We start from the raw sequence: 26,061 nt of genomic DNA on the forward strand, positions 1-26,061 counted from the left end.
AGTTTGTCCCAGGCGAAGAAGAACAGGCCGATGAAGGTGGACTCGAGGAAGAAGGCCATCAGCCCTTCGATCGCGAGCGGAGCCCCGAAGATATCGCCCACGTAATGCGAGTAGTAGGCCCAGTTGGTGCCGAACTGGAACTCCATGGTGATGCCGGTGGTGACCCCGAGGGCGAAATTGATCCCGAACAACTTGCCCCAGAAGCGGGTCATGTCCTTGTAGATCGGGTTGCGGGTTATGACGTAGACCGACTCCATGATGACCAGGATCCAGACCATCCCCAGGGTGAGCGGGACGAAAAGGAAGTGATAGAGTGCGGTAACGGCGAATTGTAGTCGCGACAGATCGACTAATGAATCAATCATGAGATTTCCTTTGCTCAGCCGTCTGGGCCCCGGACGTCAACAACTGCTGTGCCACGGTATCCCCGTTTACCGGTGGCCGGTCTGTAAACCAGACCTGCTTGATGACGATGATCAGAACCAGCTTGATCACCAGGACTCCGACGATTTCTTTGCGGTAGCGGTCGTGGAAACGCATAGGTTCCCTCCCTTTTATTCCTGCAGCGGCGTCGTAAAGCCGTAACGTACCCTTCCATGGCAAGGGCCGGGATGTCATTTTTCTTGATTAAGACTGCACTGAAACAAGACATCGAGCACAAGCCTACTGTTTGCTGTTGTAAACGTCCTGCGACAAAGTGTCGCACCCATGCGTATTGAATCGCATTCGTATCGGTCAATTCGACCTGTCGGCAAGGGCGTGCGATGCGTAGCGGGAGACGGCGTATTCTTTGCCCCGCCTGGAAAGTGGCGGCGTCGGAGCAAACCGGGGCCGTCAAATGACGGGAACACATGACCGCCATGGCGGGTTTCTTCACTCAGCCGCCAGGATTGTCTTGAGTACATGGATACACCATCATTGCCCTGCGCAGCCAATTTTAGAAAAAGGAACCACGATGCTACGTTTTATCCGCTTTGCAATTCTTGCCGCGAGTGCTTGCCTGCTGCTATCGGGGCAAGTCTGGGCGCATGCGCACCTCAATCTGGCCGAGCCTGCAGACAAGGCCGTGGTCTCGGCGCCTACTGCGTTTAACCTGACATTTTCCGAGAGCCTGAATCCCAAGTTCAGTGGCATCAAGGTGACGGGGCCGGACAGAAAAGAAGTCGCACTGGGCGAATCGATGCTGATGGATGGAGGCCGGGTGCTGATGGTCGCGCCGGTCGGTAAGCTGCTTCCCGGCGCATACAAGGTGGATTGGCATGCCCTCTCCGTCGATGGCCACAAAACAAATGGGTCGTACGGCTTTACTGTCGCCCCGTGAGTGCACCCCTGAACTGGCTTTTGCTGTGCCGTTTCGTTTTTGACGGGGCTGTTCTGTTTCTGTGGGGGGCGACGATCTTTCTTACGACCCTGGTGCCTGGCGAATTGCGCAGGGGCATATGGCAACGTTTGGCAGGATGGCGGCGGACTGCCGTTCTGGGCACGATGGCCGCAACCCTCCTTTCGCTACCGGTCCATACCGCGATCGTCGGCGCAGGCTGGTCCGATGCGATGGACCTGGCCATGCTTGCAAGTGTTGCAGGCCAGACGACGATAGGGATGGCCTGGTGGTGCCAGGTTGCTGGATGTGCCGTCTTATTACTTCTAGCGTGTCGGTCCTCCCGATTTGTTCCCCAGTGGACGGCAGTGGTCACGGCATGGCTGCTGGCCAGCCTGGCTGTGACGGGCCATGCGGCGATGGGCGAAGGGGGGAGGGGACTGGCGCATCAGGCCAACGATGTCATTCACGTGCTCGCTGCTGGAGCCTGGTTCGGAGCGCTACCGGTGGTCGCTTGCCTGCTGGCTTGTCTGCAGGTGCCCGAGCAGGCGCTGCCTGCACAGAAGGCGTTGATACGTTTTTCTACCGCCGGGCATGGGGTGGTTGTGATCGTGGTACTGAGCGGCGTAGTGAATGTCCTGACAATCACAGGCCGATTCTCCCTGCTCTGGACCTCTCCCTATCTGCGTTTCCTGGCGGTCAAAGTCGCCGTTGTCGCGGCGATGGTGCTGCTGGCGATTGTGAATCGCTACGTTTTGGTGCCGCGCATGCGCCATTCAACGTCCGCTTCACACTATTTTTACCGGGGAGTCCAGGCTGAGGTCGTCTTGTCGCTGATGGCCGTTTTGGCCGTAGCAGGTTTTGGCATGCTCGATCCCGGTTAAAACGGGTGCCCCCTCTCCGAGAGGAGGGGCTTGCGTCGCTCATCGGCCCGGTCGCGGCCAGCCCCCGACGACAGGCATCCGCAACGACGGGCCGCGCTCTCTGTGCCCGCTGTTTTTCGCATGGAGGGCGCGCTGGCTAGCCAGCGTGCCAGCGTACCGCCAGATACAGGATGGCGATGGCGAGCGACACGATGGTCACCGGGATGCCGACACGGGCATGCGCGCGCCAGCCTATGGGGATGCCACGGCGTTCGGCGGCATCGACCACGATGATGTTGGCGACGCTGCCGACGATGAACAGGTTGCCCGCCAGGGTGCTGATCAGGGCCAGCGTCGGGCCGGCCAGCGCGTGGCTGACGCTGGGCAGCAGCAGCATGACGGCGGGCACGTTGGAAACGATATTGGACAGGACGAAGGTCGTCGCGACCAGCGGTGCGAAGTGTTGGAGCGGGATGCCCGCGTTGCCGAGTGCGGCGACCATATGCGCGGGCAGGCCGGTTTTCTGCAGGGCGTGATTGACGACGAACAGGCCGATGAACAGGACCAGCAGTTCCCAGTCGACCAGGCCGAGCATCTGGCGCGAATGCAGGCGGCGACTGGTTAGCAGCACCCCGGCGCCGATCAGGGCAACCACTTCGTGCGGCCAGTCGGTGAACAGAAAACAGGCGACGATGGTCAAGGCGACCGCCAGCCCCTTGAACGTTTGCCAGCTGTCGAGGGCGACGCTCTCTTCCTGTACGGTGACATCGGCTGCCGAGGCGTGCTCGGCCGCGGGCGACCGCGTCAACAGCAGCACGAGTCCCCAGGTCGCCGCCAGCGCCAGCCCGACCGGCAAGGCCGCTTCCAGCATATAGCCGGTAAAGGGCAGATGCAGTATCTCGCCTATCAGCATGTTTTGCGGGTTGCCGATCAGGGTGGCCGCCGATCCGATATTGGCGCCACAGGCCAGCGCCAGCAGAAAGGGCCGCGCGGGCAGGCCCCGGCTGCGGCAGGCATCGATCAGCACCGGAGCCACGGCAAGGCAGACGATGTCGTTGCTGAAAACAGCCGACAGCGCGGCGACCGTCATAATCAGCGCGCCAAGCAGCAGTGGCGGCGTCAGCCGCAAGCCGGCCAGCCAGCGTGTCAGTCCATCGTAGAAGCCGCCGAGCCGCATCTGGGCCGAGACCACCATGAAGGCGAATAGCAGAATCAGGGTCGGCAGATGTACCGACTGCGCGGCCTCCTCCAGGCTGACTGCCTTGGTGGCGACCAGAGCAATGGTCCCGAGCAAGGCGATGCCGGTGCGGTCGAGTTGCAGAAACGGCAGGCCGCCCAGAATCATTCCCAGGTAGACCACGGTAAAGATGATGACGATCAGTTCGGTCATGGCGTGTCGCGAGAGGCTGTGAAGCCCCCCATGCTGCCACAGACTCGGCATGCCGGGAATAAAACGGCTTCTTCCGCGCCCCTGCGCGGGTGAGGGGGCGTTCATCCTTTGTGGCGGCGCAGCCATCCCCGTGCTTAAATTGGAATTATGCGATCGCCATTATGGCGGTACGCAGGGTTCCGCTTAAGACTAGGGCAAGGAATTCGAGATGGACAAGGACAGTGCACGCAGGATGCTGGAGAGCGCCTACGCGAGTTTGCAAACCGGGAACACGCAGGCGGCAGGGGAGAAGGCGGGCGCGCAGGACGCAATGCGGTCGGCTTTCGAGGCAATGTGTCAGCTCGCACCTTCACGCTTCGGACTGACGTTCGACGAAGCGGGCATCGTCGATATGCGCCGCGCGAGCGGAGGCGACTACGAGCAGATCCTGCTCGAATCGGCGTGGCAGGGCTTCCTGCTCGGGGTCAAGCACCAGGCCACGCACGCGCACCAGGCCGCGAGCGGCTTGAACGGACCCTTCAGCGAAGCGCAGTGGGCGGCAATGTGCGACTGCCATATGTCCATGCCGGTGGCCCTGCCGCAGGCCGATCTGGAGCGCCCATTCATTTATGAGCGCCGCTACGGGCTGTTCTATGTTCCTGGCAATTGTCACCAGGCCGCCATGTCGCTGCTGCTGGCGTTCCAGCATGGCCTGGCGACCGGGCCGGATGTCGCGGCCGGGCTCGGGATCGATTATCCGAGCTCTACCGCCGACCACTGGCTCGAGCATACGCCAGGCGCGGCCTTGAAGTCGTCGGCCGGCGCGCGCATCCAGGTGGCGCGCGTAAAGCGTCTGAACACCAACGAGCGTCGTTTTTTCCTGGGCGCGCAAGGCGTGTTCGAATAGCCGCCGCGGCGGCGTCGACTCCGCCAGGGCCGGGGGGCGCTCTTCTTCACCGTCATCGCGTGACGATGACCGTGCAGGGTCTTGAGCCGTCCGGCGATGGCAAGAGGCCTTGCGCTCGTGCGCGCCGCGCTTAACGTCGCGCGGGGTCCAGCAGCGGGTGCAGCGAGCGCCGCAGAGCGTGTTTGATTGCGGCATAGGTCGCCCTGTCCTTGCCCGCCAGCGTGGCGGCCATTGCGAACGCATGTTCGAACAAGTCCTCAGCGCCGAAGGCGGCATCGACCACGCCGCGGGCCGCCGCTTCCGCTCCGCCCATCGGCCGCCCCGTCAGCGCCAGCTCGCGTCGTGCACGCTCGTCGGGCAGCAACTCGACTATCCGGGTCATGATGTCGGTGAAGGGCAAGCGAATGTCGACTTCCGGAAAACAGAAGTAACCGCGGTCGGAGCGCATCGTCCTGAAATCGCAGGCGCTCGCGAGCAGGGCGCCACCACCGTAGGCATGGCCTCCGATGCTGGCCACCGTGGGCAGGTCCAGCAAGGCGAGGCGCAGCAGCAACTGGTCGAGGCGATGGACGAAATGCGTGACGAGGTAGCTCATGCCTCGCGTCTTGATGTAGTCGAGGTCGATGCCGTTGCACCAGAACTTGGCATCGTCGCTGGTGATCAACAGTGCGGCATTGCCGGTCGTGCCCTCGATCTGGTCGAGGGCCGCGTTGAACTCGTCGACTACCGCGTCGTCGAGGGTGTTGTTCCGGGCGCCATGGTCGAAATGCAGGATGTAGACATCGTTTCTGTGTTCAAGGTGGAGTGCGCTCATCATGTCGCTCCGGTGGCGGCCCGTTCAGGGGCCTGGTCTGTTCGGCAGGCTTGCTGGGCGAGCCCCTGGTAATCTTCTGTCCGTTCCAGTGTGTCGAAAATCGCCGCCAGCGCGGCGGGAGGCGGTATCAGCTTGCGCGCCCGGAGATCCATCCATGCGCCGCTGATTTCATGGCGGGCTGCGAGGCGGCCATCTTCCTTGAATACATCGTGCCGGATCCGGTAGCGGCTGCCATCGGCGGACAGTGCGGCGGTGCGGACCGTGATCTGGATGCGTTCGTTCATCCTGACCTCTTTCAGATACTCGGTCGACTCCTGAAAAATGACCGGTCCGAAAGCCAGGGTCTGGAACTGATCGAAACCGAAGCCATGGACACGCAACCACTCGACGCGGACGTGGGTGCAAAAATCTGCGTAGGCACTGTGGCGGGCATGGTGGTTGGCGTCGCAGTCCGCCCAGCGGACTTCTATGGTGTGACGGAACGTTTCCATGGTCGACTCCTCTCGCTGCGGGTGATCCGGTGTGAGTGTCGACCGAGTATAGAACAAACGTTTGATTTGTTGAACTGCCTGGACCGGGAAGCGACACGGTTCGCATGAAACGATGCCGCCGGGAGCGATGGCGATGAGGCCGCCGCCGCCGCGCTGTTCACCGAAATGCAGGGCGAAGGCGCGGCCCTGACGCTGGCGTGCCGCCGCCGACAGCGCAGGCGCCCGACTTGGCAGCGCTTGGGTAGCCTGCTATATTCCGGGGATAAGTTATAAAACTTAGTTATATAAACAAAAGGAATAATCATATGAAGACGCTGCTGGCTTCCCTTGCCCTGGCCGCGCTGACCAGCCAGGCCCTGGCCGCCGATCTGCTCGATACCGTCAAGCAGCGCGGAACGCTTAAGATCGCGATGGAAGGCACTTACCCTCCCTTCAACTTCAAGGATGCCAACCAGCAGCTGACCGGCTTTGAAGTCGATATCGCTCGCGAAGTGGCACGTCGGCTGCATGTGAAAGCCGAGTTCACCACCGGCGAGTGGAGCGGTCTGCTGGCGGGCCTGCAGGCCGGAAAATTCGATGTCGTCATCAATCAGGTCGGCGTGACCGCCGTGCGCAAGCAAACCTTCGATTTCAGCGTGCCGTATACCTATTCGAGCGCGCAGCTGATCGTACGCAAGAACGACAGCCGCCGCTTCAAGAGCCTGGATGAACTCAAGGGCAAGACCGTCGGCGTAGGCCAGGGCAGCAACTATGCCGATATGGTCAAGAGCGTGCCGGGAATCGCGGTCAAGACCTATCCTGGGGCGCCCGAGTATCTGCAGGATCTGGCTGCCGGCCGCCTCGATGCGGCGCTCAACGATAGTTTGATGATCCCGTTTGCGGTGAAAGAATCGCGGCTGCCGCTGAAGGCCGGCGCGCCGGTGGGCGATGTGGCGGCGATGGGGATTCCGTTTGCCAGGAACAATCCGAAGTTCAAGGCCGCGCTCGACCAGGCGCTGGCGGCCAGTTTCGCCGACGGAAGTTTCCGCAAGATTTCGCTGAAGTGGTTCGGCATCGACGTCTCCAAGCCTCCGCGCGGCGCCAAGTAAGCGTATGAGCCTGACCGAATTGTTGCGGCTCGCCCTGCCGGTCTTGCTCAAGGGGACCGCGTATACCCTGATGTTCGCACTGGTCGCCATGGTGCTCGGCCTGGCTCTGGGCTTTGTCGTGGCTTTGCTGCGCATTGCGCGGGTGCCGCTGGCAAGCCAGCTGGCCGCGTTTTACGTCAGTGCGATGCGCGGCACTCCGTTGCTGGTGCAGATTTTCGTGATCTACTACGGTTTGCCGGGAGTCGGGATCGAGCTCGACCCGGTACCGGCCGGCATTCTGGCGCTGACGCTGAATGTGGCGGCCTATCTGTCCGAAAGTCTGCGCGGCGGAATCGCCGGCGTCGATCGTGGGCAGTGGGATGCCGGCTTGTCGCTGGGGCTAGGGTGGTGGCGCTGCATGCGCTTCGTGATCGCCCCGCAGGCTTTGCGATTGTCGGTGCCCAGCTTGTCCAACAGCCTGATCAGTCTGATCAAGGACACCTCGCTGGTGTCGGTGATCACGGTGACAGAGTTGATGCTGGCCACCAAGGATGTGATCGCGCAAACGTTCCAGCCTTTGCCGCTGTATCTGATGGCTGCCGTGATTTACTGGATACTCGGTTTTGTCTTCGAGCGGCTGCAGAAGCACGTCGAGGGGCGGTTGGCGGCGGCGTACAGCCGCAATCCGGCGTAAGGACGGCGGGGCCGCCCCTGTGTGCGCGGCCCCGATGGCGCCCGTCGCCTTCAGTTCGCGGCAAACATCCCTTCGATGACATGGTGGCAATGCTGGGTGATGACTTTGCGGCGCAGCTTGAGCGTTGGTGCGAGTTCGCCTCGCTCGACGCACCAGGGTTCGGGTAGCAGCGCAAATTTGCGCACATGCTCCCAATGTCCGAAGTGGGCGTTGAAACGACGGATTTCACGGTCGATCAGTTCCACGATGCGCGGGTGCAGCGCCATCTCCCGGTCGCAGCTGTACGCGATATTCTGTTCGAGGCACCATTCGCGCAATTTTTCGAACAACGGCACGATCAGGGCTCCCGGGCAGCGCTGACCGTCGCCTACGATCATGACCTGGTCGATGAAGGCCGATTCTTTCAGCTTGTTCTCGATCCGTTGCGGCGCGATGTATTTGCCGTTGCTGGTCTTGAACATTTCCTTCTTGCGGTCGGTGATGCGCAGGTAGCCATCTTCGATGACGCCGATATCGCCAGTGTGCAGCCAGCCATCGCGCAGGACGTCGGCGGTCTGTTCGGGGTCTTTGTAATAACCGACCATGATGTTGGGACCGCGAGCCAGTATTTCGCCATCCTCGGCAAAGGCGATCTCGACACCCGGCATGGCGATGCCCACCGTCCCGATGCGCACGCGCTGCGCGTTGAAAGGATTGGCGCTGATCACGGGGGACGCCTCGGTCATGCCGTAGCCTTCGCTGACGACGATGCCGGCGGCCCAGAACAAGCGTGCCAGCCGCGGCTGCAGCGCGGCCGAACCGACATTGACCCAGGCGAGCTCCCCGCCCATCGCGGCATGCCATTTCGAGAACACCAGCTTTTTCGCCAGAGCGAACTTGAGCGCATAGCCGATGCCGCGATCGGCGCCGGGCTGAAAGTCTTCGGCCAATGCGAGCGCCCAGCGGTAGATGCGCCGGCGCAGGGGACTGAGCGTGGCGGCCTTGGCTATCAGCTTGTCATAGACCCGTTCCAGAACCCTGGGAACCGCGCTGAAGGTATGCGGCCGGATTTCAGCCAGTGCCGAGGAGAGGCCTTCGACCGTGCTGAAATAGACGGCGGTGGCCGTGTTCAGATAGTACAGGACGCCGGCGCGCTCGAAGATATGCGACAGCGGCAGGAAGCTCAGCGCTCGACAGCGCCCGAAAGGCAGGCCGGTGTGCTCGGTGACCGATTCTACGGTGCTGACCACGTTGCGGTGGCTGAGCATGACGCCCTTGGCGCGGCCGGTCGTGCCCGAGGTATAGATAATGGTGAAGACATCGTCGCTGCCGACCTGGTCGCGGCAGTTGGCGAGTGCCTGCTCCGGCACGCCGGCGCCGATATGCAGCAGAGCTTCCATGCCGGGGGTGTCGGGCAGATCGACGAAGGCATAGAGCGGGCAGCAGCCATCGAGTGCCTCTGCCATTTTGCGCCACAGCGGCAAGGAGCCGGCGAAGGCCAGCTTGACCTCGGCATGCTTGAGGATATAGCGTGCATCTTCCGGCGTGCAGGTTGGATAGAGCGGAACGCTGATGGCTCCTATCTGCTGCAGGGCCAGATCGAGGCAGACCCATTCCACGCAATTGTCGGCCGCGATGGCGACATGGTCACCGCGTTGCAGCCCCAGGCCCAGCAGCCCCCGGCTCAGGCCATTGACCCTGTCCACTGTCGCTTGCGTCGACAGTATCCGCCAGCGGTTTCCGGATTTTTCGCATAGGCAATCGTGGCGCGGCTGGCGCTCGAGCTGGTTGAACAGGAAATCAAAGGCGCGTTCGGACTTCATGTATGGAGTTCGGGCTGGGAAACGCCGCACATTATCGTGAAAGTGCCTCACTGTAAAGAAATAAGCACGGCCGTTGCTTGTTTGCGATCAAGCGGCGCGTCGAAGATAAATCGAACGTGGAATCCGCAGGGGAAACAGATGAAATTCGCCACCAGGACCGTACATAGCGGCTACGACTCCAATGAGCATAATCGTGCGGTGATGCCGCCGATCTATCAAACTTCGTGTTTCTCGCACCAGCATATCGGGGAAGAATTGCCTTTCAGCTATGCCCGTGTCAGCCAGCCGACGCGCGATGCCCTCGAGCGTTGCCTGGCGGCGTTGGAAAACGCGCGCTTTGGCCTCGCCTTCAGCAGCGGGATGGCGGCCATCGATGCCGTCTTGCGGGCCACGCTCAAACCGGGCGACGAGGTGGTGGCCGTGGCCGATCTGTATGGCGGCGCCTACCGTTTGCTGACCCAGGTCATGACCGCCATCGGGATCAAGGTTACGTTTGCCGATCTGAGCGCCCCTGCTTCGCTGACGCCCTTGCTCAACGAAAAAGTCCGTCTGTTGTGGCTGGAAACGCCGAGCAACCCCCTGCTGGGGCTGGTCGATATCGCGGCGCTGTCCGAACTGGCGCATGCGGCCGGGGTACGGGTCGCGGTCGACAATACCTTTGCGACGCCCTATCTGCAGAATCCGATCACCCTGGGGGCCGATATCGTCGTGCACTCGGCGACCAAATACCTGGGCGGACACTCCGATGTGCTGCTCGGACTGGTCGCGGTCGACGATGAAGCTTTGCAGCAGGCGATCCACTTCATCCAGAAATCGGCCGGCGCCGTGCCGGGGCCGCAGGATTGCTTTTTGACCCTGCGCGGCATCAAGACCCTGCACCTGCGCATGGACCGGCATTGCGACAACGCCGAACGCGTTGCCGGCTGGCTGGACGGCCATCCCGCGGTGGAAAAAGTCTTCTTCCCGGGGCTGGCCGGGCACCCCGGCCACGCGCTGGCGCTCCGGCAGATGCGGCGCATGGGCGGCATCGTGTCTTTCTACCTGAAGGACGACAGTTTCGAGGCCGCTTCGAGAGTCGCCGAGCGGCTGCGCTATTTTGCCCTGGCCGAGTCGCTGGGCGGGGTCGAATCGCTGATCAACCATTCTTACACCATGTCGCATGGTGCGATGCCGCCCGAGCACAAGGCGGCCCTTGGCATCCGCAAGGGGCTGCTGCGCTTGTCGCTCGGCGTAGAGGATGCCGACGACCTGCTGGCCGATCTGGAACAGGCCCTGGCCTGAAACGGAAAATCCCCTGCGCAGGGACGGCCGGGGCCGTTCACGCGCAGGGGATCGCCTTGCCTTGCGTTCAGTGCCGTCCGGCGACGCAGTCCACGCCGTAGACTTTGCCGCCCGCGCGATCTTCGCCGATCAGGCCGTGCACATCGGTTTCGAAGCCGGGCAGTTCGCGATTGAACGTTTCGACAAAACGCAGGTAGTCGACGATGGTCTTGTTGAAGCGTTCCCCCGGCACCAGCAGCGGGATGCCCGGCGGATACGGGGTCAGCATCACGGCGGTGACGCGGCCTTCGAGCTCGTCGACCGGCACGCGCTCGATGTCGCGATGCGCCATGCAGGTAAACGCATCGGCCGGCCTCATCGCCGGTTCCATTTCCGACAGATACATTTCCGTCGTCAGTCGGGCGATATCGTGGCGACGGTAGACTTCATGCACCTCCTGGCACAGGTCGCGCAAGCCGGTCTGCTCGTAGCGCGGCTGGCGCGCGACGAACTGCGGCATGATGCGATAAAGCGGCAGGTTTTTGTCGTAATGATCCTTGAAGTGCTGCAGCAGTGCGACTAGCGTGTTCCAGCGGCCTTTGGTGATGCCGATGGTGAACATGATGAAGAACGAGTAGAGCCCCGTTTTTTCCACCACAACGCCATGCTCGGCCAGGAACTTGGTCACGATCGCAGCGGGAATGCCCATCTCGTCGAAAGAACCATCGACGGCCAGCCCCGGCGTCAGCAGCGTGGTCTTGATCGGGTCGAGCAGGTTGAAGCCATCTTCCACCTCGCCGAAGCCGTGCCAAAGGTCGCCCGGACGCAAGGTCCATTCCTCCGGGTCGCAAATGCCGTCGTCCGACAGCTCGTCCGGTCCCCATACCTGGAACCACCAGTCGCGACCATACGCCTCGTCCACCTGGCGCATCGCGCGACGGAAATCCAGCGCCTCGAGCAATGATTCTTCGACCAGCGCGGTTCCGCCCGGCGCTTCCATCATCGCCGCCGCGACATCGCAACTGGCGATGATCGCGTATTGCGGGCTGGTCGAGGTGTGCATCAGATACGCCTCGTTGAAGGCATGGCGGTCGAGTTTGCGGTTCTCCGGGTCTTGTACCAGGATCTGCGATGCTTGCGATAGTCCGGCCAGCAATTTATGCGTCGACTGGGTCGCAAACACCATCGAGTCCTTGCAGCGCGGCCGACCCTCGCCGATGGCGTGGAAATTCTGATAGAAGTCGTGGAAAGTCGCGTGCGGAATCCAGGCTTCGTCGAAGTGCAGGGAGTCCATCTCGCCGTCGAGCAATTCCTTGATCTGTTCGACGTTATACAAGATACCGTCGTAGGTCGACTGAGTAAGAGTCAGTATCCGCGGTTTCGCGTTCGGGTTTTTTTCCATGACCTCGCGCGCGAACGGGTTAGCCATGATTTTGCGGCGTATCGTTTCCGGGGCGAATTCGGATTTCGGAATCGGGCCGATGATGCCGTAATGGTTGCGGGTCGGTGTCAGGAACACCGGGATCGCCCCGGTCATCATGATCGCGTGCAGATTGGATTTGTGGCAATTGCGGTCGACGATCACGATGTCGCCGGCGGCCACGGTCGAATGCCAGACGATCTTGTTCGAGGTCGACGTGCCATTGGTGACGAAGAACAGGTGGTCAGCCTTGAAAATGCGGGCTGCATTGCGCTCGCTGGCCTCGACCGGGCCGGTATGGTCGAGCAGCTGGCCGAGTTCGTCCACTGCGTTGCAGACGTCGGCGCGCAGCATGTTTTCGCCGAAGAACTGATGGAACATCTGCCCGACCGGGCTCTTGAGAAAGGCGACGCCGCCGGAGTGGCCGGGGCAGTGCCAGGAATAGGAACCGTCGTTGGCATAGTCGACCAGCGCGCGGAAAAAAGGCGGCGCCAGGCTGTCGAGGTAGGAACGGGCCTCGCGGATGATGTGGCGCGCGACGAAGTCCGGTGTGTCCTCATGCATGTGGATGAAGCCGCGCAGTTCGCGCAACACATCGTTCGGGATATGGCGCGAGGTGCGGGTCTCACCGTACAGATAGACCGGGATATCGGGGTTGCGCCGCCTGATTTCGGCCAGAAAGGCGTACAGATTGCCCAGTACCTCATCAGCGCTGTCTTCGGTGCTGAACTCTTCATCGTCGATGGAGACGATAAAGCTCGCGGCACGACTCTGCTGCTGCGCAAACGATGTTAAATCGCCATAACTGGTGTAGCCGATGACACCGACGCCCTGGTTCTCGATTGCCGTGGCGAGCTCGCGGATGCCCGAGCCACTGGTATTTTCCGTACGGAAATCCTCGTCGATTATGACGATGGGAAATTGAAAACGCATTACATCATCCCTTTGGGGAAAGCCTCCCGCGGCGGCAGCCGGACACCGGTCCGGCAACTCGGGAGGGAGAGCGCGATGGGGCAGAAAGGGACTACCTTGCGGCGCGACGTTAGTCACAATGAGTGTGCCCGCCGACGCGAACACGACCTCGATAAACGCGCGAATTTTAGACCTTTTGGCGCCATTGTGGGGCGTTGATAAAAAAAAACCGCCCCCCGCTGTCATGTACATTTCATCTGTGGCTGTCCGAAGCGGCAAGGTGCCGTCAGCGCTCGCGCTAAATGGCTGTTTTAAAAGGGCGGCGGCGGTGGCGGTTCGGAGGGGGGGACCGCGGCATCGGGGGCGGGCGGGTGTTGTTTTTTTCGCCGCTTCGCCAGTTGCAGCCCGAGCGCGCGCCATACCACGCTGATTCCGCCCAGCCCGAGCACGGCAGCCAGGGGCGCGGCGACCAGATAGGGAAAGATCGCGCATGCGAGCGATGCCGCCAGCAGCACCAGCCCGATGCTGAGGAACGCCGTTGCCTCGCTCGCGTCTATGGTGCGGGTCCCGCGCACCACGGCGCCGAGCGCATCGCTGATGCGTGCCGCCTGGCGGGCGGCGGCGGAAGCGCCGAGCGCGGTGCCGCCCGCGACGGCAGACAGCAGCGGAGGATGGTTGCGGCCGCGTGGGCGTGTCAGCCCGGGCAGGCGGCGCTGCCCGATCAATACCACCTCGGTCGCATTGTCCAGGTCGGCGAGGAAGCGATTGGCCAGGGTCGTGGCGCAGCCCTCGTCTTCCAGTGCGATATCGAGCTCGCGGTTGGCGAGCCAGCTCGAGATATTCAGATTCGTCGATCCTATGCGGGCCCAACGACCGTCGGCCACCGCCGTCTTGGCGTGGATCATCGGCCCATTCCATTCGAAAACCCGCACGCCCGCTTCCAGCAGCGGGCGATACAGGGTGCGCGACAGGGCCGCGACCAGGCTGATGTCACTCGAGCGCGGAACCAGCAGCCTCACATCGACGCCGTCGCGCGCGGCCTGCTTCAGTGCCGTCAGATAGAGGCTGGTTCCGACGAAGTAGGCGTCGGTCAGCCACAGGCTCTGGCGCGCGAAGCTGGCGATCAGCAAGTCGAGCCGCATCATGTGCGCTGTGGCCGGCGTGGTCGCGATCAGGCGGGCCGCCACGTCGCCGCAGGTCTCGGGTATGGCGCGGATCGCCGCTTTTTCGTCCAGTGGCGGACCGGCGACCGCCCAGCTGTCGACAAAGGCGGCGACCGTGTCGGCGACCACCGGTCCGTTCAGGCGCACGCCGCTGTCGCGCCACGGCGGAACGCCCTGCCCGGGGGCGCCCTGCCAGCGCGAGCTGATGCACAGGCCGGAAATGAACGCGCATTCGCCGTCCACTACGATCAACTTGCGATGGTCGCGGCCGAGCAGGTCGATGCCGGTGCCGATGCTGGGGGGATGGAAAGCGCGCACCTCGGCACCGGCCTGGCGCAAAGGCGCGAAAAATCCGGACAAATGCGCGCCAAGCGATCCCAGCCAGTCGTACAACAGATAAACGTGGACGCCGGCGCGCGCGCGTTCGATCAGCAGCGCACGGACCTGACGGCCGAAGTCGTCGTTGGCGAACAAATACATCTCGATCATGATCGAGTGCCGTGCCGAGCCCAGCGCCGAGAGCCAGGCCGGAAAATTCTCGTTGCTGTCGAATAGCAACTCGACCGCGTTGCCGCTGGTCAGCGGTGCACCGGCACTGCGCGAAAATGCCTGGCCAGCCATTTGACGGATCAGGTCGATCGCGGAGGGGGTCTGTCGCTGGGAGCGCATGGCGGAGTCCCGTCAGAGTGGCGTGAAAGGGAGCGAATATCGCAGAAAAAGCGGGGTCTGCGATTGAGACAAGGCTCTTGACTCAGCTAAACGACAAGACTCTTGACGCATGACAGTGAGAAAAGGCTTCATGAATTCTCCCCAAAGTGGCCGAAAATTGCTAAAAAACGGGTTTAAGTAAATGTTTTTTCTGGAAAATCGATAAGGCAAATAATCGGTTGCGGCAGTGCCATTCTTGCCTTTAGAATCAAAGGACTCATATCAATTATAAGCAGGGCAATCACAATGGACAGACAACGCTGGCTCGAGGGTACGCTATACCGCCAGAATTTTGAACAGGACAGCTGCGGCTTCGGTCTGATCACGCAGCTCGACGACAAACCCAGCCACTGGATCGTAGAGACCGCGATCGCTTCTCTGGCCCGCCTTACGCACCGCGGCGCCGTCGCCGCCGACGGCAAGTCGGGCGACGGTTGCGGCCTGCTGTTCAAGAAACCGGATGGTTTCCTGCGCGCGGTGGCAGGGGAGGCCGGCATTGCGCTGAAGTCGGTCTATGCAGCCGGGCTGGTATTCCACAGTGCCGATCCGGTTATCGGCAAGGCGAGCCTGGACCGCCTGCGCGAGTATCTCGAGGCGCAGGAACTGGAAGTCGCCGGTTTCCGCGTCGTTCCGGTCGACAGTGCGGCCTGTGGCGAGTATGCGCTCAAGACCTTGCCGGCGATCGTGCAGGTCTTCGTCAACTGTCCTTTCGGCATGGACGAACTGACCTTCCAGCGCCGTCTGTATATGGGACGCCGTCAGGCCGAGAAGGCCAGTGTCGCGCACGACCCCTCGTTCTACCTGCCGACGCTGTCGCCACATACTCTGTCATACAAGGGCCTGGTGACGCCGGAGAACCTCCCGCATTTTTTCCTCGACCTGAAAGACGAACGTTTCGCGTCCAGCCTGGCCGTATTCCACCAGCGCTTCTCGACCAATACCTGGCCGCAGTGGAAGCTTGCCCAGCCGTTCCGCTTCCTCGCCCACAACGGCGAAATCAACACCGTCCAGGGCAACCGGCACTGGTCGCGTGCGCGCGAACGGATCATGGAGTCGCCGCATCTGGACATGGAAAGCGTACGCCCTATCGTGCAGACCGACGGTTCGGACTCGATGAGTCTGGACAATATGCTCGAAGGCCTGCTGATGGGCGGCATCGGGTTGTTCCGTGCGCTGCGCCTGCTGGTGCCGCCGGCATGGCAGAACGTGGATACCACGGACAAAGACCTGCGCGCCTTCTATGAGTTCAACTCCATGCATATGGAGTCGTGGGACGGTCCGGCCGGGATCGTGCTGACCGATGGCCGCTATGCCGCCTGCCTGCTCGACCGCAACGGCTTGCGCCCGGCACGCTGGGTGCTGACCCGCGACAATATCCTGACCATCGCGTCCGAAGTCGGGGTGTGGGAATACCGCCCCGAAGACGTGGTGCGCAAGGGGCGCGTCAAGCCCGGCCAATTGTTCGCCGCGGACCTCTCTACCGGCGAACTGCTGATGCCGGAAGATATCGACGCCCAGCTCAAGAGCGCCAAGCCTTACCGCCAGTGGATCAAGGAAAGCGCCCGCTATCTGGAGCTGTCCAGCGAGGATGACAACGGCGTCGAGCCGATGCCGCGCGAGCAGCTGCGCATCTACCAAAAGCTGTACGGCGTGAGCCAGGAAGAACGCGAACACGTGTTGCGCGTACTGGCCGAGGCGGGGCAGGAGCCGGTCGGTTCGATGGGCGACGATACCCCGATGGCGGTCCTGTCGCAAAAAGTGCGCTCGCCCTTCGACTACCTGCGTCAGCAATTCGCGCAAGTGACGAACCCTCCGATCGACCCGATCCGCGAAGCGGTCGTGATGTCGCTCAATACCGTGTTCGGCCCGGAACGCAATATGTTCATCGAGAGCGCCGAACACGCGCGCCGGCTGGAAGTGCGCTCGCCGGTGCTGTCGCGCGAGAAGTTCCTGCGCGTGATCTCGCGCCCGGAAGACTTCCTCAAGTCGACGACCTTCGATCTGTGCTACGACCCGCGCGAAACCGACCTCAAGTCGGCCATCGAGCGACTCGCGCACCTGGTGGTCGAGGCGGTGAGCGAAGGGACTGTGATCGTGGTGCTGTCCGATCGCACCATCAGCCAGGATCGCCTGCCCATCCATGCCCTGTTCGCCACGGGCGCCGTGCATCACGCGCTGATCGATGCCGGCCTGCGCTGCAAGACGAATATCCTGGTCGAAACCGGCACCGCGCGCGATGCACACCAGATCGCCTGCCTGATCGGCTATGGCGCGACCGCGATCTACCCCTATCTCGCCTACCAGTGCATCATCGAGATGGTCAATAACGGCGAAGTCGCGGGCAAGGTTGCCGATGCCCTCCAGCATTACCGCAAGGGCATCAACAAGGGCCTGCTCAAGGTGCTGTCCAAGATGGGCATCTCCACGGTGGCCTCCTATCGCGGCTCGCAACTGTTCGAGGCGGTCGGCATTCACGAGGAAGTGATCGATCTGTGCCTCAAGGGCACGGTCAGCCGCATCTCGGGCTCCAGTTTCGACGACTTTGCTAGCGATCAGGAAAAACAGTCGCGTTTCGCTTTCAATCCGATGCGGGAGATGTCTCAGGGCGGCTTGTTAAAATATGTGCATGGCGAGGAATACCACGCCTATAACCCCGATGTGGTGATGCAACTGCAAAAGGCCGTGCAGAACGGCGACTACGAGGCCTACCAGGTCTACGCCGATTACGTGAACAAGCGCCCGGTGGCGATGTTCCGCGACCTGATGCAGGTGAAGCTCGCCGCGACGCCGCTCGACATCGACTCGGTCGAGGCGGTCGAAAGCATAGTCAAACGCTTCGATTCGGCCGGCATGTCGCTGGGTGCCTTGTCGCCCGAGGCGCACGAAGCGCTGTCCATCGCCATGAACCGGCTGGGCGGCCGGTCCAACTCGGGCGAGGGTGGCGAAGACCCGGAACGCTATGGCACCGAGAAGATGTCGCGCATCAAGCAGGTGGCATCCGGCCGCTTCGGCGTGACCCCGCACTATCTGGTCAACGCCGACGTGTTGCAGATCAAGGTGGCGCAGGGCGCGAAGCCGGGCGAGGGCGGACAGCTGCCCGGCGACAAGGTCTCGCCGCTGATCGCGCGCCTGCGTTGCTCCAAGCCTGGCATCAGCCTGATTTCGCCGCCGCCGCATCATGACATTTATTCGATCGAAGACCTGGCGCAGCTGATTTTCGACCTGAAACAGGTCAACCCGACCGCGCTGGTGTCGGTCAAGCTGGTGTCCGAACCGGGCGTCGGTACGGTGGCGGCCGGCGTGGCCAAGGCCTATGCCGACCTGATCACCATCTCAGGCTACGACGGCGGCACCGGCGCCTCGCCGCTGACCTCGGTCAAGTATGCGGGGTCGCCGTGGGAGCTCGGCCTGACCGAAGCGCAGCAGGTGCTGCGTGCCAACGGTTTGCGCGGTCGCGTGCGCATGCAGACGGACGGCGGCCTGAAAACCGGCCTCGACGTGATCAAGGCGGCCATTCTCGGCGCCGAGAGCTTCGGCTTCGGTACCGGCCCCATGGTCGCGCTGGGCTGCAAATACTTGCGCATCTGCCACCTGAACAATTGCGCGACCGGCGTGGCCACGCAAGAAATGAAGCTGCGCTCGAAGTACTTCATCGGCCTGCCGGAAATGGTGATGAACTATTTCCTGTTCATCGCGCGCGAAACCCGCGAATGGATGGCTCGGCTCGGCGTCGCGAGCATGGAAGAGCTGATCGGTCGTCTCGACCTGCTGGAACTGCTCGAAGGCGACAGTGACAAGCAGCGTCGCCTGGTGCTCGATTCCCTGATCAGCCAGGGCGGTATTCCCGACAGCGAGCCCCGTTTCTGCGTGAGCGAGTCCAATCCGTCGTTCGACCGCGGCGAATTCGCCGAAGCGATGCTGGCCGATGCGCTGGACGCGATCTGCAACCGCCAGATGCTGCATCTCGAGTATCCGATCGCCAACGTCAACCGCTCGATCGGGGCACGCTTGTCGGGCGAGATCGCGCGCCGCCATGGTGCGGCGGGTCTGCCCGACGGCTGCCTGACAGTCAAGTTCACCGGCTCGGCCGGTCAGAGCTTCGGCGTCTGGAACGCGCCGGGCCTGTCGCTGGAACTGGAAGGCGATGCCAACGACTACGTGGGCAAGGGCATGGCCGGCGGGCGTCTGGCGATTTATCCGCCCAAGAACGCCAGCTATCGTTCGAATGACGCGATCATTATCGGCAACACCTGTCTCTATGGCGCAACCGGCGGCCAGCTGTACGCCGCCGGCCTTGCCGGCGAGCGTTTCGGCGTGCGCAACTCCGGCGCGCTGGCCGTGATCGAAGGCGCGGGCGACCACTGCTGCGAATACATGACAGGCGGCTGCGTCATCGTACTGGGCGACACCGGCTACAACTTCGGCGCCGGCATGACCGGCGGTTTCGCCCTGGTCTACGACCGCAGCGAAAAGTTTGCCTACCGCTATAACAACGAGCTGGTGGATATCCACTTGATCAATGGCGAGTCCATGGGGCAGTACCGCGCTTTCCTGCTGGAAAAGATCGCGCACCATGTGGAACTGACCGGCTCCAGCGTCGGCCGCGACATGCTGGAAAACTTCGACGACTTCTTGCCGTATTTCTGGCTGGTCAAGCCCAAGGCGGCCAAGCTGGAAGATCTGCTGAAGGATTGAGAGATAAATGGGGGGCAGGCTGCTCCCTGCTCCCACAGACAGGTGAGAACAATGAGCGACGTATTCCAATTCATGAAGCTGCCGCGCAACCCCGGTGAAAAGACCGAGGCGGTGCTGCGCAAAGTGCAGTTCACTGAAATCTATCAGCCCCTGGCATCGGGCGAAGCCGCCGACCAGGCCGACCGTTGCCTCGGCTGCGGCAACCCCTATTGCGAGTGGGAATGTCCGGTTCACAACTACATTCCGAACTGGTTGAAGCTCGTGCAGGAAGGACGCTTGTTCGAGGCGGCCGATCTGTCGCACAAAACCAACTCGCTGCCGGAAATCTGCGGCCGCGTCTGCCCGCAGGACCGCTTGTGCGAAGGCGCCTGTACCCTCAATCAGGGGGGCTTCGGCGCCGTCACCATCGGATCGGTCGAGAAGTACATTACCGATGAGGCTTATAAGGCGGGCTGGCGTCCCGATCTGTCGCATGTGGTCAAGACCGGCAAGAAAGTCGCCATCGTCGGTGCCGGCCCGGCCGGTCTGGCCTGTGCCGATATCCTGGTGCGCAACGGCGTGCAAGCGGTGGTGTATGACCGCTATGAAGAAATAGGCGGCCTGCTGACTTTCGGCATTCCCGAATTCAAGCTCGAGAAGGATGTCGTGCGCCGTCGGCGCGAGATCATGGAAGGAATGGGCGTCGAATTCCGCCTCAATACCGAGATCGGCCGCGATGTGCAGATCGAACAGCTGCTGGCCGGCTACGACGCGGTCTTCCTCGGCATGGGCGCCTATCGCTTCATGCGTGGCGGTTTCGACGGCGAGGATCTGCCTGGCGTGCTCGAAGCGCTGCCTTTTCTGATCAATACCGTGCGCCAGCATCTGGAAACCCTGCCCGCAGGCGAAGCCGCGCTGTCGATGAAAGACAAGCGCGTGGTGGTGCTCGGAGGCGGCGACACCGCCATGGACTGCAACCGGACGTCGATTCGCCAGGGCGCGCGCGAGGTGATTTGCGCCTACCGCCGCGACGAAGAGAACATGCCGGGTTCGCGCCGCGAAGTCGCGAATGCGCGCGAGGAGGGGGTCGAGTTTCTGTGGAACCGCCAGCCGCAGCAGATTTTGCGCAATGCCGATGGCAGCCTGGAACTGGTGCTGGCCGAAACGCGCCTGGGCGCTGCCGATGGCAAGGGCCGCCGTCGTGCCGAGATCGTCCCCGGAAGCGAGCAACGCATCGTCTGCGATCACGTGATCGTCGCTTTCGGCTTCCAGGCCGCCGCGCCCGAGTGGTATGAACGGCAAGGCATCGCCAGCCAGGATGGCGGACGTACGATCGCGCCGGCGCAGGGACGCTACAAGTACCAGACCACCAATCCGCGCGTGTTCGCCGGCGGCGACATGGTCCGCGGTGCGGATCTGGTGGTGCGGGCCGTGTTCGAAGGGCGCGAAGCGGCCGCGGGCATGCTGGAGTATCTGCAGGTCTGGTGATTCACTGGCGGGTCGAACGAAAAGCCGGGAGCGTGTGCTCCCGGCTTTTTTTGGGGCGGTTCCTGGCGCTTGGAGATGACGAGCGCCTGTGCCGCAAGTAGAGGATGCCAGAGAATGCGTCTTGGCCAGGCTCCAATCTGGCATTCATCCGGTATGCATATGGTTATATAATCAAGCTACGATGCGGCCTGCCACTTCCAGGCGGTGAGTGTGATTCCCGCTGTTGCCGGCGGGAAGCCGCTCAGCCTGTTGCTGTGCTTCAGCGATTGCCATCGTTTTAATATAGAAAAGTCGAGATGAAAACTATCTTAGTCACTGGAGCTGCCGGCTATATCGGGACTCATACCTGTATTGAATTATTCAAAGCAGGATACGATGTTGTTGCTCTCGATAATTTCAGCAATAGCAAGCCGGAAGCCCTGCGCCGAGTGGAAAAAATCTGCGCGAGCGCCCCTGTCTTTTATGAGGGCGATATCCGGGATCGGGCGCTTCTCGATAGCCTTTTTGCACGCCATACCATCGATGCCGTCATCCATTTTGCCGGTCTCAAGGCCGTTGGTGAGTCGGTCGCCGACCCGCTGCGCTATTATGACAATAATATCAGTGGGACCTTGAACGTTCTTCAGGCGATGCGCGATGCCGACGTGCGAAAACTGGTTTTCAGTTCGTCGGCGACGGTGTATGGCGATCCGCACGCGGTTCCTATTTCTGAGAATTTCCCTCTCCAGCCGACGAATCCCTACGGACGCAGCAAACACATCATGGAAACAATGCTCAGGGATATCGTTGCCGCAGAGGAAGGATGGCGTGTCGGGCTGCTCCGTTATTTCAATCCGGTTGGGGCACATGAAAGCGGGATGGTAGGCGAAGACCCCAATGGGCGTCCGAATAACCTGATGCCATATATCAGCCAAGTTGCCGTGGGCAAGCTCGAACAATTGGCAATATTCGGTGGCGATTACCCGACTCCGGATGGGACTGGCGTTCGCGACTACATTCATGTCGTCGACTTGGCCGATGCTCACGTCAAGATGCTGTCTGCTCTTGATCAGATGGATGGCATCCTGGCTATCAATATCGGTACTGGCTGCGGATATTCGGTACTGGATATGGTTAAAGCATTTTCACGGGTCAGCGGGCGTTCGATTCCGTATCGTATTACCGCGAGGCGGGCTGGGGATATTGCTTGCTGTTATGCCGACCCCGAATTGGCCCGCCGCGTATTGCGCTGGGAAGCGCGCCACGATCTTGAGGCGATGTGTCGAGACAGCTGGCGCTGGCAGCAGGCGAATCCGGACGGCTACCCTGCCGATTGATGAATCGCGCCCGCGCCGGCGATGATAGCTTCGTCGGCGCGGGCGCTAGTGTCGTACGATAGTCAAACCATTCTGAACAGGTGGCGCAGTTGCCGTGCGACGCCTGATTCTTCGTTACTGGCCACGCGATCGATGCCAGGCAGTTGCTTGGCGGCTTGTTCGTTGGCGTTGCCCATCAGGAAAGGTGTCCCGACCGTCTTGAGCATCTCCACGTCGTTGAGACTGTCGCCGAAAGCGATGCCGTGCTCAAGTTTAAGATTAAGGCGGGAAGCCAGGTAGCGAATTGCGCTCCCCTTTGATACGTCGGCAGCCATGACTTCGAGGCAGTGCAGATCGGCGAAAGTGGTGGCGATTTTGCCGGGGAAGCGCTCTTGCATGCGTGCCGCCAACTGGCGCAGACGCGCGTGGCTGTCGCCGAAGAACAGCATCTTGCTGATACCTTCGCCGTCGATCAAGGGCAGGTCGCGGCGCAAATAGGTAAATTCCGTATGTCGTTCGCTAAACTCGGGCGCATCCAGTGAAATCATGCAGCCGTCGTCATGGTAGAGGCAAAGGCGGGTGCCTGCGGTGAACTCTTCCTGCGCCAGAGCGCGCACCAGCTCAGGCTCGATATCGGCCGAGAAAATCAAGCTGTCGTCCGGTGCGTAGATGCGGGCTCCATTCGATGCAGCGAGGAAGGTCCCGGTTCCGAGTCGGCTGCGGACATGTTTGGCTTCAACATGATGTCGACCGGTGGCGACGATCAGTGTCAGTCCCTTGGCGGCCAGCGCCTGGAAGGTCTGTGCAGTGAGGTCGTCGATGGTCTTGTCTTCGTTCAGCAGCGTACCGTCCAGGTCCGTTGCGACAAATTGATACATGGTGTTTTCCGTATGAATGGCGCGTGTATAGATCACGCATAAACATGCACAAATATGCGCCATGCCCCCCCTTCCGTCAATGATTATGATTTTCATCACGCTCATTACCAAGTGGAATGGGGAGCATTTGACAACTATTGCATGTTTGTGCACGATTGCTCCTGGTGTGATCATCTAGGGTAGCCATGAGCCTCGACCAGCGAAAAGAACGATTCATGTCCCGCGTAGCGTTGCCGGCCGATCGGCACGTGCTGATTCGAGAGCGCCTGCTGCGTGATGGGCGTGTACTGGCGGCTGAACTCGCCATTCTCTTTGGCGTATCGGAGGATTCGGTACGTCGCGACTTGCGCGAACTGGCCGCCGCCGGGGTGTGCCAGCGCGTGTATGGTGGTGCCATTTCCATGACGACGACGCCGGTCAATATTGCCGCGCGTAGCGCCGTCAACGTTGAGCGCAAGGAAATGCTGGCAAGAGCGGCGGCCTTGCTTGTGCGGCCGGGGCAACTGGTGTTTCTCGATGCCAGCAGCACGAATCTGGCGGTGGCGCGCGCCCTGCCTCGCGATCTCGGACTGACGGTTGCGACTAACGCTCCTGCCATTGCCGCGGCCCTGATCGAACGCGAGGATGTTCGAGTGCTCGTGATCGGCGGCCAACTCGACCATGCGGTCGGGGGGACGCTAGGAGCAGGGGCACTGCAGGAGTTGCAGCGCATGCGGCCGGATCTGTGTTTTCTGGGTATTTGTTCAATCGATGTCGAAGCCGGCATCGGAAGCGTGGGGGCGGAAGATGCTGCATTCAAGCGGGCACTGGTGGCAGGCTGCGGTTCCATTGTCGCTGTGGTGACTACGGAAAAGCTGGGAACGGCAGCCCCTTATTTCATCGCGCCGCTGGCGGAGATTGCCCAAATGGTGGTTGCGGTTGACGCCGACGAGGAGCAGTTGGGGCGGATGCGGCAAGCCGGGGTCGAGGTCATCGTGACGGAAGCCTGAGCCGTTTTGCCGTATACGGTCCCGTAGCAGGGGGCTGCTGCGGGATTACTTGTTTCTGCTGTGGCGGGAAGCGCTGCAGGTACGGGAGTGGCTGCGTTTCATTACCAGCCAGTTCGGCGATTTGAAGCGAATGATCATCCGGTAAAGCGAAAGATAGATCAGGATGAACAGCACGACGCAGGCCATGAGCGCTGGAGTGTCATTCCAGAACAATATCGCAGGAATGACCGACAACGAGGACAGTACCCACAGATAGGGCGAGGTCAGGCTGTTGCGGCGGGTTCTGTGTTCGACGGCGGCGGAGCCTACCATCCAGCGCACCAAACGACGGTAGACCAGCATATGCAGGTGTAAACCGTCCGGAATCCCCGGAGAAATGCCACGCAGGAAGCGCTTGCGATAGATCGAGAACAGGGTCTCAAATACGGGATAAATGACAATCAGCAACGGAAACCAGGGTGAAACCTCGTGATGGCGTGCCACCAGTAGTACCGACATCTCGGCGATGATGAAGCCGACCAGATAAGCGCCGCCATCGCCGGCAAAGATCAGCCCTCGTGGATAGTTCCATACCAGGAAGCCCGTCAGGGAGCCGATCATGGCAAAACTTAATCCCAGCAAGGCCGCATCGCCAACCTTGAAGGCGACGTATCCTATCGCCAGAAACACGAACATGCAAACCATTCCGGACAGGCCGTTGTACCCGTCGATGATGTTGATGGCATGAGCGACGCCGCCAACCGCGACCACGGTTACCAGCAGCGAGACCGGCCAGAAGGCCAGCATGCTGTCCAGTATCGGGAGGTCGAGCCTGGTCAGGCTGGCCCTTAGCAGATAGAACCCGAGAAACGCTGCGAGAAAGGTCGCCAGCAAGCGCGGCATGGGCCCGACACGTTTAGTCACGTCTTCGAGCAGGCCGGAGCCGAATGCCGGCAGCGACGACAGCAGCAGAAGCCAGCCGGTACTGTCCTGTAGCTTGTAGCCGAGTACCGCATTGCCGGCACACAAGCCGATGGCTATCGGAATCCCCCCGATACGCGGAACCGGACTGCTATGGAATTTCTGAACCCCATCCAGATCGGAATCCGCTGAAAAACGGGCGTGAATATGGTTGAAGCGGATTAAAAATACGGCAGAAACGAATGCCCCAAGCAGCGCTGCGAACAAAATAGAAAGCATGAATTCTATTAACTTTTCAAGTAATTTGGTCGCCGCCGCTATCGCTGCTGACCTACGATGACATTTGAAACAACAGCATAAACCGACACGATCCAATTTCCCAGTGTCACCGGTTTCATTTTAAGAGATATGGCAGCCAGCGTACAGTCGGCCCTCTGACATCGCAGAGAGCCTGCACCTTAAAGGGCCATGCCGGGCTTCCTGGCCGAGCAGGCTCGGTCTGAAAGCTATTAATCCAGTATATGTTGATAATTCTCTGTAATCAGCCTTTTCGATCGCGGCCCGGTCCCCACCGAGGCTTGCCAATGCTGGCTTCCATGCCTTGGCCTGCAGGGAATGGAACTCGCCGCGGGTAGAGTGTAACGGCTGTGGCGATGAAGCGTACTGCTTGAATAGGCATCTGTCGGCATAGAGCCGTCTTTTTACGATACAAATTTTTATGGTTACATGTAATAATCTTCCAGAAACCTTCTGGTTCCGTCATGCGCCGGCCTATATCTGTCTTCCCTGCAAGCGTTTGCTGCGAGAATTTTGCGCTGGCATCCCGTCGGAGTTCGGCTTCATCCTGACTTCTTGCGTATCGGTATTGAAGGCAGGCCGCGCAGGCCTTGCCGGATATGACAAAATTTCGCGAACAACGCTCTGTGCGTTGACTCCAAGAATATCGTCCTCGTTAGGAATCCCATGAACAAAGTTGCACTCATTACTGGCGTTACCGGTCAAGACGGCTCCTATCTGGCCGAATTCCTGCTGGACAAGGGCTATGAAGT

General features: G+C 61.3%; 21 protein-coding genes. 10 read left to right on the forward strand and 11 right to left on the reverse strand.

What is annotated here, in order from left to right:
• Together G520_RS22820 and cydP are read right to left on the reverse strand one after the other, a co-directional pair.
• Positions 1 to 365, reverse strand: a 365-nt coding sequence (locus tag G520_RS22820) for a cytochrome ubiquinol oxidase subunit I (protein WP_036666343.1), incomplete at its 3' end; no start/stop codon positions are given.
• Positions 358 to 540, reverse strand: coding sequence for a cytochrome oxidase putative small subunit CydP (gene cydP / locus G520_RS0113595; RefSeq protein WP_028536143.1), 183 nt, complete (start codon positions 538 to 540; stop codon positions 358 to 360). The genes G520_RS22820 and cydP, both read right to left, overlap by 8 nt.
• Before the next feature lie 415 nt (positions 541 to 955).
• Here cydP and copC point away from each other — a divergent pair, with 415 nt between their 5' ends.
• Positions 956 to 1,321: a copper homeostasis periplasmic binding protein CopC gene (gene copC / locus G520_RS0113600; RefSeq protein WP_028536144.1), complete on the forward strand. Its 366-nt coding sequence runs from the start codon at positions 956 to 958 to the stop codon at positions 1,319 to 1,321.
• Positions 1,318 to 2,202 carry a copper homeostasis membrane protein CopD gene (gene copD / locus G520_RS0113605; protein WP_028536145.1) on the forward strand — a complete coding sequence of 295 codons (885 nt, stop codon included), beginning with the start codon at positions 1,318 to 1,320 and terminating at the stop codon, positions 2,200 to 2,202. Before copC ends, copD begins: the two co-directional genes overlap by 4 nt.
• A 136-nt stretch (positions 2,203 to 2,338) precedes the next feature.
• On the opposite strand, the gene G520_RS0113610 is transcribed toward copD, so the two are convergent.
• Complete coding sequence (locus G520_RS0113610; protein ID WP_028536146.1) at positions 2,339 to 3,571, reverse strand: anion transporter; 1,233 nt, start codon at positions 3,569 to 3,571, stop codon at positions 2,339 to 2,341.
• 208 nt (positions 3,572 to 3,779) lie between these two features.
• Here G520_RS0113610 and G520_RS0113615 point away from each other — a divergent pair, with 208 nt between their 5' ends.
• Positions 3,780 to 4,457, forward strand: coding sequence for a hypothetical protein (locus G520_RS0113615; RefSeq protein WP_028536147.1), 678 nt, complete (start codon positions 3,780 to 3,782; stop codon positions 4,455 to 4,457).
• Between the two features lie 130 nt (positions 4,458 to 4,587).
• Here the strand turns inward: G520_RS0113615 and G520_RS22825 are convergent, their stop codons facing one another.
• Complete coding sequence (locus G520_RS22825) at positions 4,588 to 5,274, reverse strand: enoyl-CoA hydratase/isomerase family protein (RefSeq protein WP_084637634.1); 687 nt, start codon at positions 5,272 to 5,274, stop codon at positions 4,588 to 4,590.
• Positions 5,271 to 5,762 (reverse strand): acyl-CoA thioesterase, encoded by a 492-nt coding sequence (locus G520_RS22830; RefSeq protein WP_051229402.1) that lies wholly within the window; start codon positions 5,760 to 5,762, stop codon positions 5,271 to 5,273. Before G520_RS22830 ends, G520_RS22825 begins: the two co-directional genes overlap by 4 nt.
• A gap of 305 nt (positions 5,763 to 6,067) precedes the next feature.
• Between G520_RS22830 and G520_RS0113630 the strand changes: the two genes are divergently transcribed.
• Positions 6,068 to 6,850 carry a transporter substrate-binding domain-containing protein gene (locus G520_RS0113630; RefSeq protein ID WP_028536148.1) on the forward strand — a complete coding sequence of 261 codons (783 nt, stop codon included), beginning with the start codon at positions 6,068 to 6,070 and terminating at the stop codon, positions 6,848 to 6,850.
• 4 nt (positions 6,851 to 6,854) lie between these two features.
• The gene (locus tag G520_RS0113635) at positions 6,855 to 7,523 is read left to right on the forward strand and encodes an amino acid ABC transporter permease (RefSeq protein WP_028536149.1); all 669 of its coding nucleotides are present in this window, start codon (positions 6,855 to 6,857) and stop codon (positions 7,521 to 7,523) included.
• A 50-nt stretch (positions 7,524 to 7,573) separates the two neighbouring features.
• Here G520_RS0113635 and G520_RS0113640 read toward each other — a convergent pair whose 3' ends face one another.
• On the reverse strand, positions 7,574 to 9,325 hold the full coding sequence (locus G520_RS0113640) for an AMP-dependent synthetase/ligase (protein ID WP_028536150.1): 1,752 nt from the start codon (positions 9,323 to 9,325) through the stop codon (positions 7,574 to 7,576).
• 138 nt (positions 9,326 to 9,463) lie between these two features.
• Here G520_RS0113640 and G520_RS0113645 point away from each other — a divergent pair, with 138 nt between their 5' ends.
• Positions 9,464 to 10,606, forward strand: coding sequence for a trans-sulfuration enzyme family protein (locus tag G520_RS0113645; RefSeq protein WP_028536151.1), 1,143 nt, complete (start codon positions 9,464 to 9,466; stop codon positions 10,604 to 10,606).
• A gap of 67 nt (positions 10,607 to 10,673) precedes the next feature.
• On the opposite strand, the gene G520_RS0113650 is transcribed toward G520_RS0113645, so the two are convergent.
• Both G520_RS0113650 and G520_RS0113655 read right to left on the reverse strand, forming a co-directional pair.
• On the reverse strand, positions 10,674 to 12,938 hold the full coding sequence (locus G520_RS0113650) for an arginine/lysine/ornithine decarboxylase (RefSeq protein WP_028536152.1): 2,265 nt from the start codon (positions 12,936 to 12,938) through the stop codon (positions 10,674 to 10,676).
• 290 nt (positions 12,939 to 13,228) lie between these two features.
• Positions 13,229 to 14,749, reverse strand: a complete 1,521-nt coding sequence (locus G520_RS0113655; RefSeq protein WP_028536153.1) for a phospholipase D-like domain-containing protein — start codon at positions 14,747 to 14,749, stop codon at positions 13,229 to 13,231.
• Between the two features lie 285 nt (positions 14,750 to 15,034).
• Here G520_RS0113655 and gltB point away from each other — a divergent pair, with 285 nt between their 5' ends.
• From gltB to galE, 3 genes are all read left to right on the forward strand, one after another.
• Positions 15,035 to 19,483, forward strand: a complete 4,449-nt coding sequence (gene gltB / locus G520_RS0113660) for a glutamate synthase large subunit (protein ID WP_028536154.1) — start codon at positions 15,035 to 15,037, stop codon at positions 19,481 to 19,483.
• A gap of 51 nt (positions 19,484 to 19,534) precedes the next feature.
• Complete coding sequence (locus tag G520_RS0113665; protein ID WP_028536155.1) at positions 19,535 to 20,950, forward strand: FAD-dependent oxidoreductase; 1,416 nt, start codon at positions 19,535 to 19,537, stop codon at positions 20,948 to 20,950.
• A gap of 296 nt (positions 20,951 to 21,246) precedes the next feature.
• Entirely contained in the window at positions 21,247 to 22,266 is a 1,020-nt protein-coding gene (gene galE / locus G520_RS0113670) for a UDP-glucose 4-epimerase GalE (RefSeq protein ID WP_028536156.1), read from the forward strand.
• A 62-nt stretch (positions 22,267 to 22,328) separates the two neighbouring features.
• On the opposite strand, the gene G520_RS0113675 is transcribed toward galE, so the two are convergent.
• Complete coding sequence (locus G520_RS0113675; RefSeq protein WP_169449847.1) at positions 22,329 to 23,219, reverse strand: HAD family hydrolase; 891 nt, start codon at positions 23,217 to 23,219, stop codon at positions 22,329 to 22,331.
• A 119-nt stretch (positions 23,220 to 23,338) separates the two neighbouring features.
• Here G520_RS0113675 and G520_RS0113680 point away from each other — a divergent pair, with 119 nt between their 5' ends.
• Positions 23,339 to 24,112 (forward strand): DeoR/GlpR family DNA-binding transcription regulator, encoded by a 774-nt coding sequence (locus G520_RS0113680; protein WP_028536158.1) that lies wholly within the window; start codon positions 23,339 to 23,341, stop codon positions 24,110 to 24,112.
• 45 nt (positions 24,113 to 24,157) lie between these two features.
• On the opposite strand, the gene G520_RS22835 is transcribed toward G520_RS0113680, so the two are convergent.
• Both G520_RS22835 and G520_RS25835 read right to left on the reverse strand, forming a co-directional pair.
• A complete protein-coding gene (locus tag G520_RS22835) occupies positions 24,158 to 25,291 on the reverse strand; it encodes an MraY family glycosyltransferase (RefSeq protein WP_051229404.1) in 1,134 nt (377 codons plus the stop codon).
• Positions 25,292 to 25,783: 492 nt separating this feature from the next.
• The coding region (locus G520_RS25835) for a hypothetical protein (protein WP_428829237.1) at positions 25,784 to 26,061 on the reverse strand (278 nt) is incomplete at its 5' end.

It is taken from the genome of Paludibacterium yongneupense DSM 18731, from assembly GCF_000422925.1.
In the GTDB taxonomy this organism is placed as follows: domain Bacteria; phylum Pseudomonadota; class Gammaproteobacteria; order Burkholderiales; family Chromobacteriaceae; genus Paludibacterium; species Paludibacterium yongneupense.